This is a genomic window from Roseateles sp. SL47, assembly GCF_026625885.1.
Classification (GTDB): domain Bacteria; phylum Pseudomonadota; class Gammaproteobacteria; order Burkholderiales; family Burkholderiaceae_C; genus Roseateles.
This window is the reverse complement of record NZ_CP113068.1, coordinates 2799906-2814467: the sequence shown is the minus strand read 5'-3', so window position 1 is coordinate 2814467 and position 14562 is coordinate 2799906. Positions and strand designations below refer to the sequence as shown.

Here is a 14562-nt window from a genome sequence, read left to right as displayed (position 1 = left end):
TTCATGGAAATCTTTGTCCGCGCTTATCAGGACAGCAATGGCGACGGCATCGGCGACCTGCGCGGGCTCATCAGCCGACTCGACTATCTCCAGGCCCTGGGCATCAAGGGCCTCTGGCTGATGCCGATCCAGGCCAGCGCAGATCACGACCATGGCTACGCCACGCTGGACTACCGCCGCATCGAACCCGACTACGGCACGCTGGAAGACTTTGACCTCCTGATTCGCGAGGCCCACCGCCGTGGCATCGGTGTGGTGATGGACTACATCCTCAACCACAGCGCCAGCCAGCATCCCTTGTTTCTGGCTGCGCAGTCCGATCCGCGCAGCCCATGGCGGGACTGGTTCGTGTGGTCCAGCGCGCCGCTGTCGGACCTGCAGGCCTGGTCCATCTTCGACCAGACGCCATGGCACCTGCCGCCCATGACCAGCCGGCCATCGGCTTCCAAGGGGGCTTCCAACAACAAGGTCGGCAGCGCGGGTCGCGCGTCGGCTTCCCCCCGCTACTTCGCCACCTTCGGCAAGGACATGCCCGACTTCAACATGCGCAATCCGGCGGTGGTCCGCTACCACGAGGACAGCCTGCGCTTCTGGCTCCACCGCGGGCTGGACGGCTACCGCCTGGATGCCGTGCCGCACCTGATCGAGAACAACGCAAGAGACTGGAATGACCAGCCGCAAAGCCGCGCCCTGACCGGCGCTTTCACCCGGCTGATCAAGGTCTACCCCCACCGCCATGTGGTGTGCGAGGCCACTGCTGAACCCCAGGTCTACGCACAGCCCGATATCTGCGGCAGTGCGTTTGCCTTCGGATTGGAGCGGGCCATTGTGGAAGCGGCGAAGGCCGACGGCCAAGCCTCCGTGGACGCAGCAGTCAAGGTCGCCCATTGGTTCACCCAGGCGCCGCTGTCGATGGCCACGATGCTCAGCAACCATGACCTCTTCGCCGGGCCACGTGCCTGGGATCAGTTCGCCGGGGATGAGCGCCGTTATCGGCTGGCAGCGGCGACCTATCTGCTGCTTCCCGGCACCCCGTTCATCTACTACGGTGAAGAAATCGGCCAGGCCGGTGTGATGCAGTTGCCGGGCGATCAGCCGCTGCGCGCGCCGATGAGCTGGACCGCCGAGGGCGGTTTCACCACCGGGCAGCCCTTCCGGCCACTGTCGCCCAACGTCGCCTCCCACAATGCCGAGGCGCAGCAGGCCGATCCCGCCTCGCTGCTGCAGTTCTATCAGGCGATGCTGGCGTTGCGCAATGAGCAGCCCTCACTGGCGCGCGGCAGTTATGAAGCGCCGATGGCGCAGGGGCATGTGGTGGCCTTCCAGCGCGAATGGCAGGGCCAACGCACGCTGGTCGCCATCAACTACGGGCCCACCGAAGCCTCGCTGCCCATGACGCTGGAGGCCTCGATGTCGCTGCGGCAGCTCTATCCCGCCAACGGACAGACCGCCCTCTCCGCCACCCGCATGACGCGGGACCAGGGGGCGCCAAACCCGACCGGCCTCGTGCTGACACTGCCGCCGCAGTCCGTCCAGGTCTATCGACTGCGCTGAACGCAGCCATGCAACGTCGCCCTTTTCTGCTCACCGCGCTCACCACGGCCTGGACGCCCGATCTCTAGGCCGCTCGGGCCTCTTCCGCCATGACGAACTCCCCGCCCGCCACTCCCCACGCCAATGGCCCGCATCCCGACAGCCCGACCGAGGCCTGGGGCCCGTTCACACTGGAGCGCGTGGAGCCGCCCCACTGGTGGGTGGGCATGGCGCGCCCGACGCTCCAACTGCTGCTGCACGGGCGCGGGATGGCGGCCCTGCAAGCCACGCTGGCCCCGGCACCGGGCGTGAGGCTGGTGCAATCCCAGGTCGGCGACAGCCCCCACTATCTGTTTCTCGATCTGGAGATCGACACCGACGCCCCCGCCACCGAGCTGACGCTGGAGCTCCGGCAGGGCGAGCGTGTGGTGCTCACCCACCGGTATGCGCTGCGAGCCCGCCAACCCGGTTCGCGAGATCGCAAAGGCTTCGGCCCCGCCGATGCGATCTACCTGGTGGTGCCGGATCGCTTCTCCAAGGGCGACCCCACCCATGACGCCGTCCCCGGCATGACCGAAGGCGTGCGTCGACACGATCCCGACGGCCGCCATGGGGGTGACCTCGCCGGCCTGCGGCAGCACCTGCCCTACATCGCCGGCATGGGCTTCACCATGGTGTGGCCCACCCCGCTCGTGGAGAACAACAGCCCGCGCTACAGCTATCACGGTTATGCAGCCACCGACTTCTACCGCATCGACCCACGCTTCGGCACCCATGAGGACTTCCGCCAACTGGTGAAGGACGCAGCCGCCCTGGGCCTGGGATGGATCCAGGACATCGTGCTCAACCACATCGGCATCGATCACTGGTGGATGAAGGACCTGCCCACGCAGGACTGGATCCACCAATGGAGCGAGTACACGGAAACCCATCACGCGCGTATGTCCCTGCAGGACCCCTATGCCGCGCCCAGCGACCGCCAGCGTTTTTCCGACGGCTGGTTCACGCGGACCATGCCCGACCTCAACCAGCGCCAGCCGCTGCTCGCCACCTATCTGACGCAAATGACCTTGTGGTGGATCGAGGACACCGGCCTGGCCGGCATCCGGACCGACACCTACAGTTATTCCGACCGCGACTTCCTGACCGCGTGGTCGGCGCGCCTGCGGGAGGAATATCCACAGCTCAACATCGTGGGTGAGGAGTGGAGCCCGCATCCGGCGGTGGTGGCCTACTGGCAGGCGGGCAGACGCAACCCGGATGGATATGTATCGTCCCTGCCCAGCCTGATGGACTTCCCGCTGTATGGTGCGCTGCTGGCGGGGCTTACCGAGACGGACACGCACGATGGCGGCCTGATGCGCCTGTATGAAACCCTGGCGCATGACTTCGTCTACCCTCGGCCCGACCAACTGGTGCTGTTTGAAGGCAACCATGACACGCCGCGACTGTTCAGCCTGCTGCATGAAGACCTGGCGCTGACCCGCATGGCCTGGACCTGGCTGGCCTTCATCCGCCGGATTCCACAGTTTCTCTATGGCACCGAGGTGCTGCTGACCAGCCCCCGTCACCGGGATGATGGGGCGGTGCGTGCGGACTTTCCCGGCGGCTGGCCCGGTGACACGGTGAACGCGGTGACGGGCCAGGGGCTGTCCGGCCCTCAGCGCGAAGCGCAGTCCTTCCTGAGACAGCTGCTGCAGTGGCGCAAGCAGGAGCGGCTGGTGCATGAGGGCGGGCTGATGCAATACGCTCCGCTGGACGGCTGCCATGTGCTGTTCCGCCACGCGCCGGGGGACACCACCGGGCTGCAGCGGCGGCTGATGCTGGTCATGAACAAACGCGCCGAACCGCAGCGGCTGGCCTTGAGCCGCTTCCATGACATGGTCCGGCCCGGGGATGCTGCGCAGGAGGTGCTGACCGGGCGGCGCTTCACACTGCACAAGGAGCTGGAGGTCCCCGGAACAACCGCCCTCCTTCTGGAGGTGTCCTGAGCCCGGCGCGCGCCTCTACACTCGCAGCATTGGATGCTGACTTCGGAGGACGCCATGCCGCTACACCGGGACGACAACGACGGTGATCTCGTCATTGCTGCGCGACACCTGACCCCCACCGAAGCCCACATGCTCTGCGGCTGCCTCACGGCCGCCGGCATCCCGGCCGAGACCGGTGACACGCATATGGTCCAGGCCCATTCGCTCTTGTCCCTCGCGGTGGGCGGTGCCTGCATCCGCGTGCCGGAGCGCTACCTGGACAAGGCGCGCTCCACGCTGGCCGCCCTGCAGGACGGCGACTTCAGCCTGGACGAAAACTTCGATCCAGGCCCGCCCCACGGCTGATCAGAAGCTGTGGCGCATGCCCACCGACAGCAGCGTGGGATGCGATCCGGGCGTTGCGCCGGGGCTGTTGATGGCGAAGTCGTAGTCGGCGGCGTGGTCATTCCGAATGCGGCTGGCCAGCGCAAACACCGAAGTGCGGCGGGACATCGCATAGTCCGCACCCACGGTGAGCTGGGCCGCACCAGTGTCGTCGCCACTGCTGAGGTGGCCGATGCGCGCCAGTGATGGCCCCTTGCCACGGCCGGCAACGGTCAACCCGCCCATCAGGCTGAAGGCATCGACCTTGTGTACCACCGACACGTAGGCAGCATCTCTGCGCAGACGGCCGGTGACGGTGCCATAGTCCAGCCGCTCCCACAGGGCGGCGATGCGCGTGCGGCCCCAGGCCCCGCTGGCGCCCAGCTTCCAGCCCCGGTCGGTACTGGTGGCCGTCTGGTAGTGGCGGTGAAATTCATGGGCCAGCACGACGGTAAAGCCCCCATCCGCATAGGTGACCGACCCCGACCCCAGCGACGGCCGGGCACCGGTCACCGGGGATGTGTCCTCGCCCGGGGAATAGGCCAGCTTGCCGGACCACCCCTGCCACACAGGGGTCCAGTACTGCACCACGTTCTGCTGGCGGCGGTCGAAAGAACGGGTGTCGCTGATGTTGTTGACGATGGACGCAGAGCCATTCCCGATCAGCGCCATATAGCCGGCCGTGGTGGGATAGAACGGGTCAAAGCTGGCGCTGGCGGCGTTGTAGGGCAGCGTCCACACGCCAGCGAAGGCGGTGCCCCACGGACCCGCCAGACCGATCCGGGTGTCCCGGTTGGCCAGGCTGGTGCCACCGCCGGTATCCACCAGCACGGAGCCTTCGATCTGCCACACCAGTTGCAGGTCATCGCCGAGGGTCTCGTCGCCTTTGAACCCAATCACCGATCGGTAGTTGCTCAGCCGGGCCTGGCTCCCCTGCCCGCCACCGCTGACCGATTCCACACCCACGTTCAGGCGCCCATACAGGGTGGTCGTGTCGGCGGCGTAGACGGAGGGTGTGCCCGCACTGACCGCCGCTGCAGCCAGGGCTGCAAGCCAGGCCGCCGTGGAGGGGCAGCACCAGAGGGGGCTGCACCACAGGGGGCGGCCGGGGGAGCTGTCTGGCAGGGACAGCACGGCGGTCGACTGGCTGGGCGCCACGCAGGGTGCCAGGCGGCATGGGATACGAGCGACCGTAGCACGGGCCATTCGGGATGCAGAGCGGGTGGACCGGGAGGACATCATGGCCCGATGTTCCCCGGCGTCGCGCCGGTGGCCCAGGCCCAGGCTAGCGGCCTGTCCACGCCTCCAATGGGCCGGTGGGCTGCTCTGCCATCCGGGTGACCCTTCTGGCTTCTTGCTGCTGACAGACGATGGCAGCACCCGACGAATGGTGATTGAAATACTGGATGCCCATCCAGTATTCTTCCGACTCGTACGCAAGCAGGAAGGAAAGTCATGCGGAGATATGAAGTCATCTTGGACCGGGTGCCCGTTCCCTATCACGAGCGGGATCTCGCCCGCACCATCGCCACCCAGGTGCTGGACGCCCGTCTGGGCGGCCCTCAGGGCGTGGTCGACGCGTTCACCACCTGCCTGGCCATCACCGGCGGTGATGCACGCTGGGTCATCCCGGCTTCGGCCTCGCGGGCCGACTGCGCAGCGGTCAAGCGCTGGCGGCGCGCCACCGAAGCGGCGCTGGACGCCATCAGCCAGGCCTTTGCGCAGGTGTTCGTCGGCATGTCGGAGGACGACCTGGCGCTGGCTCGCGCGGACGAACACCTCAGCATCCGTCCCCTGCAGGACAGCCCGCCCGCACCCAGCCACCTGCTGGCGGAGGCCCGGGTGGGCTTGCCCTGGGCTGCTACGGCCGCGGTGCTGATGACGGCCGTGAGCAATGCGGCGGCCATGGCGCATGCGGGGGCCATGGCGCGTTAGTCCATTCGCCCATTCATCCATTCATCCATTCGCTCGTGAGTCCGCTAGTCGGCTAGCCCAGCCCCTACGTCCCTCGCACGGGTGCCCGGGATTGCAATGCGGCCAACGTGTCCGACGGCATGCCCGTCCCCAGGGTTGGGGCCAACAGGACGCTGGCCGCCGTCGCCAACTGTTTTCCGGCGATCCCCAAGGGCAGCCCGGCCGGCCGAATGCGTTCGGGCTGCTGACTCCAATATCCCTTGGACGCACTGGCAGCATTGATGTACTTGCTGGCACGGGCAGGCGATTGGGTGCGGAACACCTTGAACGGCGAGGGCCAGAGATCCTGAAGGGCCGCTCGGTAAATCACCTGGGCCGTGCCGAGATGGTCATAGGTGAGGTTTCCGTCCCGGATCAGCCGGCACCAGAAGCTGCGGTATTTGTCGGTCGTTCCCGGCTCGGTGAATTCCAGCTCCCGCAGCTTGCCTCGATAGTACTTTTGCGGGTCGCGCTGCCGACTGGATGCAACCAGCCCCTCCATGAGCGTGCCGAGGGCCACCCCAGCACGCTCGTCAGAACGCGCCAGTTCCGCCCACCGAAGCAGCAAGGGGCACCCGTCTTCACAACTGCTCAGGCGATCAAACACCCTATCGCCCTCCAGGTGGTGACGCTTCACCAATTCAGCCACCACCTCGCAGTAGTGAATGAGGAGGTCGTCGCGCAGGCGCAGGCCCTCGGAGCCCTGCGTGGAAGCGGTGCCGCCGCGTGCCCAAGCGGGCTCACTCAGCGCGGCCACGGCGCTGACCACCTTCGGGTGAAGCAGTTGTTCGCTACGGCCGGCCAGGTCCTGGAGCCCTTCCGAAGCCTGAAGCAGTTCCCCAAAGGCTTCGAGATACTTCAGCAAAGGGACGGGATCCACAGGCCGATGCGCCTGGTCCGTGTCCAGGCGCGACCATTCCCGGTCGACCACGGCAGCCGCATAGAGGGGTGCCGGCCACGCCTCCCCGTGCAGCCAGGGGTCCGCCCGGCGCACTCCGGCCAGGTCCCCACCGGCGTGGCCGTGGAAGGCGTCGGCATACGGAGGTGGAGGGTCTTGCAGATGTGGGGCGCGGGGCGCGGTCTGCGGGGTGCCGCTGCGGGACGGTCGGTCGTCCCGGCTTCGGTCGATGTCCGGCTCGAAGATCTGCTCGCTAGGCGCCAGGCGATGCCCGGCAGGTTCAACATACAGATCGGCGCCGCGCGGAACAACGAACACGGCGGAGCAGAGGTGTAAATGCATGAGCGGCTCGCACTGTGAGATCGCGGCACAACGCCGCGCTCCCTAGTGCTGTCAGCGCTGGCCAAGGGTTCCACCCCCCTGGTGGGCGCGGAGAATCAGCGCCTTGATGCGTGCCAGTCGCGGCGCGACCATCGGCATGGTCAGCAGCGTTGAACCGACCGCCATCAGCAGCAAGGCGGTGAAGGTCTCTCCAGAAATGATCTGTTTGTCCAGCAGCACGTTGGCGAACACGATCATGATCAGCGCCTTGGTCTGCAGCAGCCAGCCAATGATGCCGGCTTCCCCAGGCCCCCAGCGCAGCAGCCGCCCTGCCAGATGCACCCCCAGCAACTTGCCAGAGACAGAAGCTGCCAGCAGCAGACCTGCCGCCGCAAACACCATGCCGCCGTCCACGCCCCAGCGGGTGCGCAGGCCGGTGCTCAGGAAATACACCGGCATCAGGACCATCAGCACATGGTTGCGCAGCGCATCACGCTGCTGCTCATGGAACCAGTCCGCTTCCATCACCACACCGGCGAGGAAGGCTCCCACCATGTAGTGCAGGCCACACCAGTCCGCCCCCAACGCCACCAGGGTCAGCCACACCAGCCCTGCGACCCAGCGGTCCGCCTGATTCAGCGCCGCCATCAAGCGTCTGATCAGCCAGGTGGCAGCAGCAAACGCCACCAGAAACAGCATCTGCCGGCCCACCCGTTCCCAGTCCATCAGGATCACGGCCAGCACCGTCCAGATCGCCACGTCGTCCAGGCTCGCATAACGCAGGATGCGCTGCCCCATCGGCTGGCGAAGAATGTCCAGCTTTTCCATCAGCAGGATCAGGATGGGCAACGCCGTCACCGCGCACGCCATGCCCACGCCCACCACGAATTGCCACGGCCGGGCGGCTCCACCCATCCACGCCTGCCCCATGGTCAGCAGCAGTGCGGCGGCCACGCAGCCAAAGGCCATCGGCAGGCTCAGCGCCAGACCGGCCGTGATGCCGCTTTCCACCCGATGCAGCCAGGCCTTGCGCAAGTCCAGCTCCATGCCGGCCAGCCACACAAACAGCATCACCGCCCACCAGGACACCCCGTTGAGCGCCAGTACGACGTCCGGCTTGAACAGCGCATGAAACAGCTCGGGGAAGGCCCCGCCCAGCAGGCCCGGGCCCAGCAGCACCCCGGTGAGGATCTGCACCACCACCAGCGGCGCCCATGCATCCGTGCCACCAAGCCGCCAGATGAGATAGGGAACGGCCAAAGTGACCGCCAGCGCGATCAGGAACAACTCTGCGGTGCCCATGGTGTTTTGTCTCCGGCGCTGAACGCCAGAGTTGATTCTGACAACGTTGTCGGAATCTTTCATCCAAGGGAATGCCCGCATGGTCGCGCCGGCCATGCGGGCGGGCTTGATGACCCTGGCAGCTCTTGGGCTCTTGGGCCCTTGGACGCTCAGGCCGGCAGGTGCGCCAGCGCGATCGGTGCCCGTCCGGCGGCGGCGCTGATCAGGCCCAGCACACGGCCAGGCTCCCTGCCCACCATGTCCCAGGTGAAGCGCCAGCCCCAGTTGCCGCCGAGAATGCCCGGCACGTTCATGCGATGGTCGCTGCCCAGCCCCAGCACATCCTGCATCGGATACACCGCCAGATTGGCCACCGAATTGGCACAGGCCCGGATCATGGCCCAGTGGATGTCATGGTCACCGCAGGCCAGGTAAGTGCCCGCAAAAGCACGCTCGCGCGCGCTGGCCTGGTTCCACCAGCCGCGCACGGTGTCGTTGTCGTGCGTGCCGGTGTAGGCCACGGCGGCGCGCGGCCAGTTCTGCGGCAGGAACTCATGCGAGCCGTCACCGCCGAACCCGAACTGCAGAATCTTCATGCCGGGATAGCCCAGCGCGTCGCGCAGTTCGTGCACATCCGGCGTGATGAAACCCAGGTCTTCCGCCACCACCGGCAGTTCACCCAGTTGCTTGGCGATTGCATCGAACAAGGCCTTGCCCGGGCCGGTCATCCAGCGGCCCTGCGTGGCGTCCGGGCTGCTGCCTGGAATCTCGTAATAGGCGGCAAAGCCGCGGAAGTGGTCGATCCGGAAGACATCCGCATTCACCAGCGCCCGCTGCACCCGGGCGGCCCACCACGCGAAGTGCTCATGGGCCATCTTGTCCCACCGGTACAGCGGATTGCCCCAGCGCTGGCCGGTCGCGGACAGTGCATCGGGCGGCACACCGGCCACCACCGTGGTCTGGAACTGGTCGTCCAGTTCATAGAGATCCGGGCGAGCCCAGCAGTCGGCGCTGTCATGGGCCACGAAGATGGGCAGGTCACCCATGATGTGGACACCGCGTTCATTGGCATAGCGCTTCAACTCACCGCACTGCACGTCGAAACACCACTGCACAAACTGCCAGAAGGCCACCTCGTCCGCATATTGCTCACGAGCACTGGCCAGGGCACGAGGTTCCCGGGCGGCCAGATCACGCGGCCATTCCCACCAGGGCTGCCCGTTGCGCGGCGAGCGGATGGCCATGAACAGGGCATAGTCCGGCAACCAGTGCTGCTGGCAGTGGCACCAGGATTCGTAGGCTTCCCGCTGGGCCGGCGTGGCCTTGCTGAAAAAGCCGGCCGCAGCGGCACGCAGTTGCTGCTCGCGCCAGGGCAGCACCCGGCCGAAGTCCACACGCAGGGCATTGAAGCCCCCCTCGGGCAGCACCGGTGCCGCCAGCCACCCCTGCGCCACCAGCGGCTCCAGCGCCACCATCCACTGGCTGCCGGCGAAAGCGGAGACGCCTTGATAGGGGCTCTCACCGGGGCCGATCGGTGTGCTGGGCAACCACTGCCACAAGGTCTGCCCGGCCGACTGGAGCCAGTCGACAAAATGCCGCGATTCCGGCCCGAAATCGCCCATGCCATGCGGGCCAGGCAAGGAAGTGATGTGCAGCAGAACGCCGGAATGGCGCTGGTTCAGGTCGATGGTCATGGAGGTCTCTTGGTGTTCTGGAAGGATAGAGGCGGCGGAGCGTCCCCCCACCGCCGAGGGCTCATGAAGCGGCAGACCCCAGCAGCAGCAACGCGCGGGGCGGCGCCCCAAGGGTGTGGCCCTTCACGGGGCCCGGTGCCGTGTCACCACTGCTGTCCAGCAGCAGCCCCCACGCCTGGCGGCTGCGGCCCATGGTCTGCGGCGGCAACTGGAACGCCTGCGTCTCGGGCGTCGGGTTGAAGACCACCAGCAGATCTTCACTGCCATCACTCAGGCGCACGGCCAGGGTCTGCTGGCAGGGGTCATGCCAGTCCTCCTGACGCATGTCGCGCCCGGACGGATGGAACCAGCGCAGGGTGACCGGGTCATCACTGGCACTGCTGAACCAGCGCGCATGCCGCAGCAGCGGATGCAGGCGACGGCAGTGCAGCACTTCGCCGACAAACCGCGCCAGATCCCGATCCGCCCGGGGCCAGTCCAGCCAGCCAATGGGATTGTCCTGGCAGTAGGCGTTGTTGTTGCCGCCCTGGCTGTTGCCGATCTCATCCCCGGCGTAAAGCATGGGCGTGCCCTGGGATAGCAGCAGTGTCGCCAGCAGGGCACGCTGCACGCGGCGGCGGGTGTCGCGAATCCGTGTGTCGTCTGTCTCGCCCTCCGCGCCGAAGTTGCCGCACAGCTCGCCGTCACGCCCATCGCGGTTGTTTTCGCCGTTGGCTTCGTTGTGCTTGCGTGAATAGCTGACCACGTCGGCCAGGGTGTAGCCGTCATGCACCGCCAAGAAATTCACCGAGACCAGCGGGGAGCGCTGGCCCTGCTGGAACACATCGCTGGAGGCCGTGAAGCGGCGCGCCAATGCCCCGCGCCCGATCGGGCCGCCGTCGGGGCCATGGCCCAGCCAGTAGCCACGCACGCCGTCGCGGAACTTGTCGTTCCATTCCATGAAGCGGCCAGGGAAGTTGCCCAGCTGATAGCCCTGAGGACCGGCATCCCACGGCTCGGCAATCAGATGCACCTCGGCCAGCAACGGGTCCTGGCGCAGGGCCGTGTAGAAGGCGGCTTGCGGGTCGTGCCCGTGGTCGGTGCGGCCCAACACCGGTGCGAGGTCGAAGCGGAAGCCGTCCACGCCCATCTCACCCACCCAATACCGCAGCGAATCCAGCACCAGCTGCGTCACCCGCGGATGTTGCACCCGCAGGGTATTGCCGCAGGCGGTCAGGTTTTCCAGCTTGGCGCCATCGTCCGGCTGCAGGCGGTAGTAGCTCTTCTGATCCAGGCCTCGCAGGGAGAGTGTGGGGCCATATTCATTGCCCTCTGGCGTGTGGTTGTAGACGACATCCAGCACCACCTCCAACCCGGCTTCATGCAGGGCATGCACCATCGCGCGGAACTCCTCCGTCACCGCAGTGGGGTCGTGTCGCACGGCCGCAGAGGCCAGGCGCGGGTCCGGGCAGAAAAAGCCCAGCGTGTTGTAGCCCCAATAGTTGCGCAGACCGGTGTGGGCCAGATGAGGCTCATCGATGGTGTATTGCACCGGCAGCAGCGAGAGCGTGGTCACGCCCAATTGCTGGAAGTGCGCAATGGCGGCCGGATGTGCCAGGGCGGCATAGCTGCCACGCAACGCTTCCGGGATGTCCGGATGCTGCATGGAAAAACCCTTGACGTGCACCTCATAGAGCACCACATCCCCCGGGGCGTGGCGTGGGGCATTGGCGCGCGGCCGCACCCCCGAGGCGCCATCGGCCGGGCGCGCCGGCGCCACACGGGCTTTCAGGGCGGTGGCGCCGTTGTCCCGCGCATCCAGGATCAGCGGGCCGTCCGGATGCCCCAGGGGATAGCCATGGTGCTCGGCCAGCCAGCTGAACTGACCCACGATCTCGCGCGCGTAGGGGTCCAGCAGCAGCTTGCTGGCATTAAAACGATGCCCTTCATGAGGTGCATGCGGCCCATGCGCCCGCAGGCCGTAGACCAGCCCAGCGCGGGCGCCGGGAAGGAATCCCGACCAGAGACCGTCCACCGGACCGTGCAAGGGATAACGCGCCAGTTCCCGCACGCCGGCATCGTCGTAAAGGCAGACCTCGACACGCCAGGCATGGGCCGAGAACACTGCGAAATTCACGCCGCCATCACGCACGTGGGCGCCCAGCGGCTCATGCCGACCGGGTCTCAGGGGAAGGGTCTTGGCCATCATGGTCATGGGGGCGGCAAGGCGGGAGAAGAGGCAGGAGAAGAGGCAGGAGAAGACGCAGGAGAAGAGCCAGGGACGGACCCTGCGTGAGCATCGGACGGGTGGGCGGCTGCAGGCAGCGATGCGGCCTTGGTGGGCTGAGCCATGCCTGGGGTGGCGACATCAGGCAGCCCCTGCGGCCCGGAACGATCCACAAGAAACAGCGTCGCCATCGGCGGCAGATCCAGCACCAGCCCACCGGCCTCGGCCCTCGGCGCCGGACCGGCCGCGAGCCAGCCGGTGCCGGCGAAGTCCGGGCTGTCGGTGTCCAGCAGCAGGCACCAGTCGCCCTCCGGCGCCGCACCCGTCGGCAGCCGGAGGTGGTAGCCCTCCCGTGGCACCGGCGTGAAATTGCTGACCACCACCACGGTGGCCTGATCGGGCACATGCCGGGCGAACGCGAACACGGACTGCTCTCGATCCTGGTCCTGCAGCCATTCAAAGCCGGCAGGCTCGGCCTCCTGCCGATGCAACGCGGGCCAGCGGCGGTAGAGCTGGTTGAGCGCCCCCACCAGCCGATGAACGCCTGCATGCGTTGGCTGATTCAGCAGCGCCCAGGGCAAGGTGGACTCGAAGTCCCATTCATGCGGCTGCGCAAACTCCTGCCCCATGAACAGAAGCTTCTTGCCGGGGTGGCCCCACATGAAGCCGTAATAGGCTCGAAGGCCGGCAAAACGCTGCCAGTCGCCGGGGGCGGTCAGCGAGTCACCTGCGCCGCCCTGCCCGCCGCCCGGACCGCCGCTTTGTCCGCCGCTTTGCTCGCCATGTTCCACACCCCACAACGGGTTCGATCCATGACCGGTAAGCCCGCGCCAGGCCTCCATCACCCGTGGTGGAATGTCCTCCACCGGTCGGTCATCGGCGGGCATCTTCTGGATCAGCGCCCCCTTGGCATGCACCACCTCGTCGTGTGAGAGCGGCAGCACGAAGTTTTCGTGAAAGGCATACACCAGCCCGAAGGTGATCTTGTCGTGATGCCATTGGCGGTGGATGGGCAGCTCACGCATGTAATGCAGCGTGTCGTTCATCCACCCCAGATTCCATTTGTAGTGGAACCCGAGGCCGCCGGAAGACGTCGGGGCCGACACCAGCGGGAACGCGGTGGACTCTTCCGCAATCGTGATGAAGCCTGGCACCTCACGCCCCAGCACTTCATTCATGTGGCGCAGCAGTGCAATGGCCTCCAGATTCTCCCGGCCGCCGTGGACATTCGGCAGCCATTCGCCGGGCTGGCGGGAATAGTCGCGGTACAGCATCGAGGCCACCGCATCCACCCGAAGCCCGTCCACACCGTGCCGCTCCGCCCAGAACAGCGCAGCCCCACAAAGAAACTGCCGAACCTGCGGTTTGCCGAAGTCGTAGATCAGGGTGTGCCAGTCCTGATGCCAGCCCTCGCGAGGGTCCGCATATTCATACAGCGCGGACCCGTCAAAGCGGGCCAGGCCGTGAGGATCTTCCGGGAAATGGGCCGGCACGAAGTCCAGCAGCACACCCAGCCCCGCCGCATGGCTGGCCTGCACAAAGCGTCGCAACCCTTGCGGCGGCCCCAGGCGGGCCGTGGGGGCGTGCAGGCCCAGGGTCTGATAACCCCAGGACGCATCGAATGGAAACTCGGTGATCGGCAGCAGCTCCACATGCGTGAAGCCCAGCCCGGCAGCATACGGCGGCAGCTCGCGAGCGAGCAGGTCCCAGTCCGGGACACCCTCGCCATCACCATCGCGCCGCCACGACATCGGATGCAGCTCATAGATCGACAGCGGCGCCTCGCGCCGGTTTGCCGCCGCCCGTCCAGGCGGCAGCGCCACCGGGTCCGGCAAGCCGCTCACGATGCTGGCATTGCTGGGGCGCAGTTCTCCGCGAAACGCGTAGGGATCGGCCTTGAGCGGCAGCAGCGCGCCTTGGGCATCGGTGAGTTCGTACTTGTAGAAGTCGCCTTCCGCCGCTCCCGGCACGAACACTTCCCAGATGCCCGCCTGCGGCCGCAGCCGCATCGGATGGCGGCGCCCATCCCAAGCATTGAAGCTGCCCACCACGCTGACCCGCTGGGCCGACGGCGCCCAGACCGCAAACCGCACCCCCGCCACGCCCTGCCGGACGATCGGATGAGCACCCAGCCACAACCAGGGCCGCAGGTGATCCCCGGCGGACAGCAGGCGCAGATCCTCCTCGGGCAACAGGTCCTCGGCCGAGGGGCCGGCCTGCTCCGGGGACAGAGCCTGGGGCAACACAGGGAGGGTCATGCGATTGAAGCGGTCATGCTGCGTGCAGTGGTCAGGACGGTCGAGGCGGTCAAGGCACCACCAG

10 protein-coding genes are annotated in these 14562 nt (G+C 66.9%); 4 read left to right on the top strand and 6 right to left on the bottom strand.

The features are described 5' to 3' along the window. The first annotated feature begins 3 nt into the window (after nucleotides 1–3). The 3 genes from OU995_RS12285 (at nucleotide 4) to OU995_RS12275 (ending at nucleotide 3869) form a co-directional block, all read left to right on the top strand. Nucleotides 4–1554, top strand: a complete 1551-nt coding sequence (locus tag OU995_RS12285) for an alpha-amylase family glycosyl hydrolase (protein WP_267835833.1) — start codon at nucleotides 4–6, stop codon at nucleotides 1552–1554. Between the two features lie 89 nt (nucleotides 1555–1643). Continuing rightward, nucleotides 1644–3524: a glycoside hydrolase family 13 protein gene (locus OU995_RS12280; RefSeq protein ID WP_267835832.1), complete on the top strand. Its 1881-nt coding sequence runs from the start codon at nucleotides 1644–1646 to the stop codon at nucleotides 3522–3524. A 33-nt stretch (nucleotides 3525–3557) separates the two neighbouring features. Next, nucleotides 3558–3869: a hypothetical protein gene (locus tag OU995_RS12275; RefSeq protein WP_267835831.1), complete on the top strand. Its 312-nt coding sequence runs from the start codon at nucleotides 3558–3560 to the stop codon at nucleotides 3867–3869. Here OU995_RS12275 and OU995_RS12270 read toward each other — a convergent pair whose 3' ends face one another. Then, nucleotides 3870–5093: a porin gene (locus OU995_RS12270; RefSeq protein ID WP_267835830.1), complete on the bottom strand. Its 1224-nt coding sequence runs from the start codon at nucleotides 5091–5093 to the stop codon at nucleotides 3870–3872. A 249-nt stretch (nucleotides 5094–5342) separates the two neighbouring features. Between OU995_RS12270 and OU995_RS12265 the strand changes: the two genes are divergently transcribed. Beyond that, the gene (locus OU995_RS12265) at nucleotides 5343–5822 is read left to right on the top strand and encodes a hypothetical protein (protein ID WP_267835829.1); all 480 of its coding nucleotides are present in this window, start codon (nucleotides 5343–5345) and stop codon (nucleotides 5820–5822) included. A gap of 64 nt (nucleotides 5823–5886) precedes the next feature. Here the strand turns inward: OU995_RS12265 and OU995_RS12260 are convergent, their stop codons facing one another. The 5 genes from OU995_RS12260 to glgB form a co-directional block, all read right to left on the bottom strand. Beyond that, nucleotides 5887–7080 (bottom strand): hypothetical protein, encoded by a 1194-nt coding sequence (locus tag OU995_RS12260; RefSeq protein WP_267835828.1) that lies wholly within the window; start codon nucleotides 7078–7080, stop codon nucleotides 5887–5889. Nucleotides 7081–7131: 51 nt separating this feature from the next. Then, nucleotides 7132–8361: a cation:proton antiporter gene (locus OU995_RS12255; RefSeq protein WP_267835827.1), complete on the bottom strand. Its 1230-nt coding sequence runs from the start codon at nucleotides 8359–8361 to the stop codon at nucleotides 7132–7134. Between the two features lie 149 nt (nucleotides 8362–8510). Then, nucleotides 8511–10034 carry a 4-alpha-glucanotransferase gene (malQ, locus tag OU995_RS12250; protein WP_267835826.1) on the bottom strand — a complete coding sequence of 508 codons (1524 nt, stop codon included), beginning with the start codon at nucleotides 10032–10034 and terminating at the stop codon, nucleotides 8511–8513. Between the two features lie 61 nt (nucleotides 10035–10095). Continuing rightward, on the bottom strand, nucleotides 10096–12228 hold the full coding sequence (glgX, locus tag OU995_RS12245; protein WP_267835825.1) for a glycogen debranching protein GlgX: 2133 nt from the start codon (nucleotides 12226–12228) through the stop codon (nucleotides 10096–10098). Continuing rightward, nucleotides 12225–14498, bottom strand: coding sequence for a 1,4-alpha-glucan branching enzyme (gene glgB, locus OU995_RS12240; protein WP_267835824.1), 2274 nt, complete (start codon nucleotides 14496–14498; stop codon nucleotides 12225–12227). The genes glgX and glgB overlap by 4 nt, the downstream gene beginning before the upstream one ends. Between the last annotated feature and the right edge of the window lie 64 nt (nucleotides 14499–14562).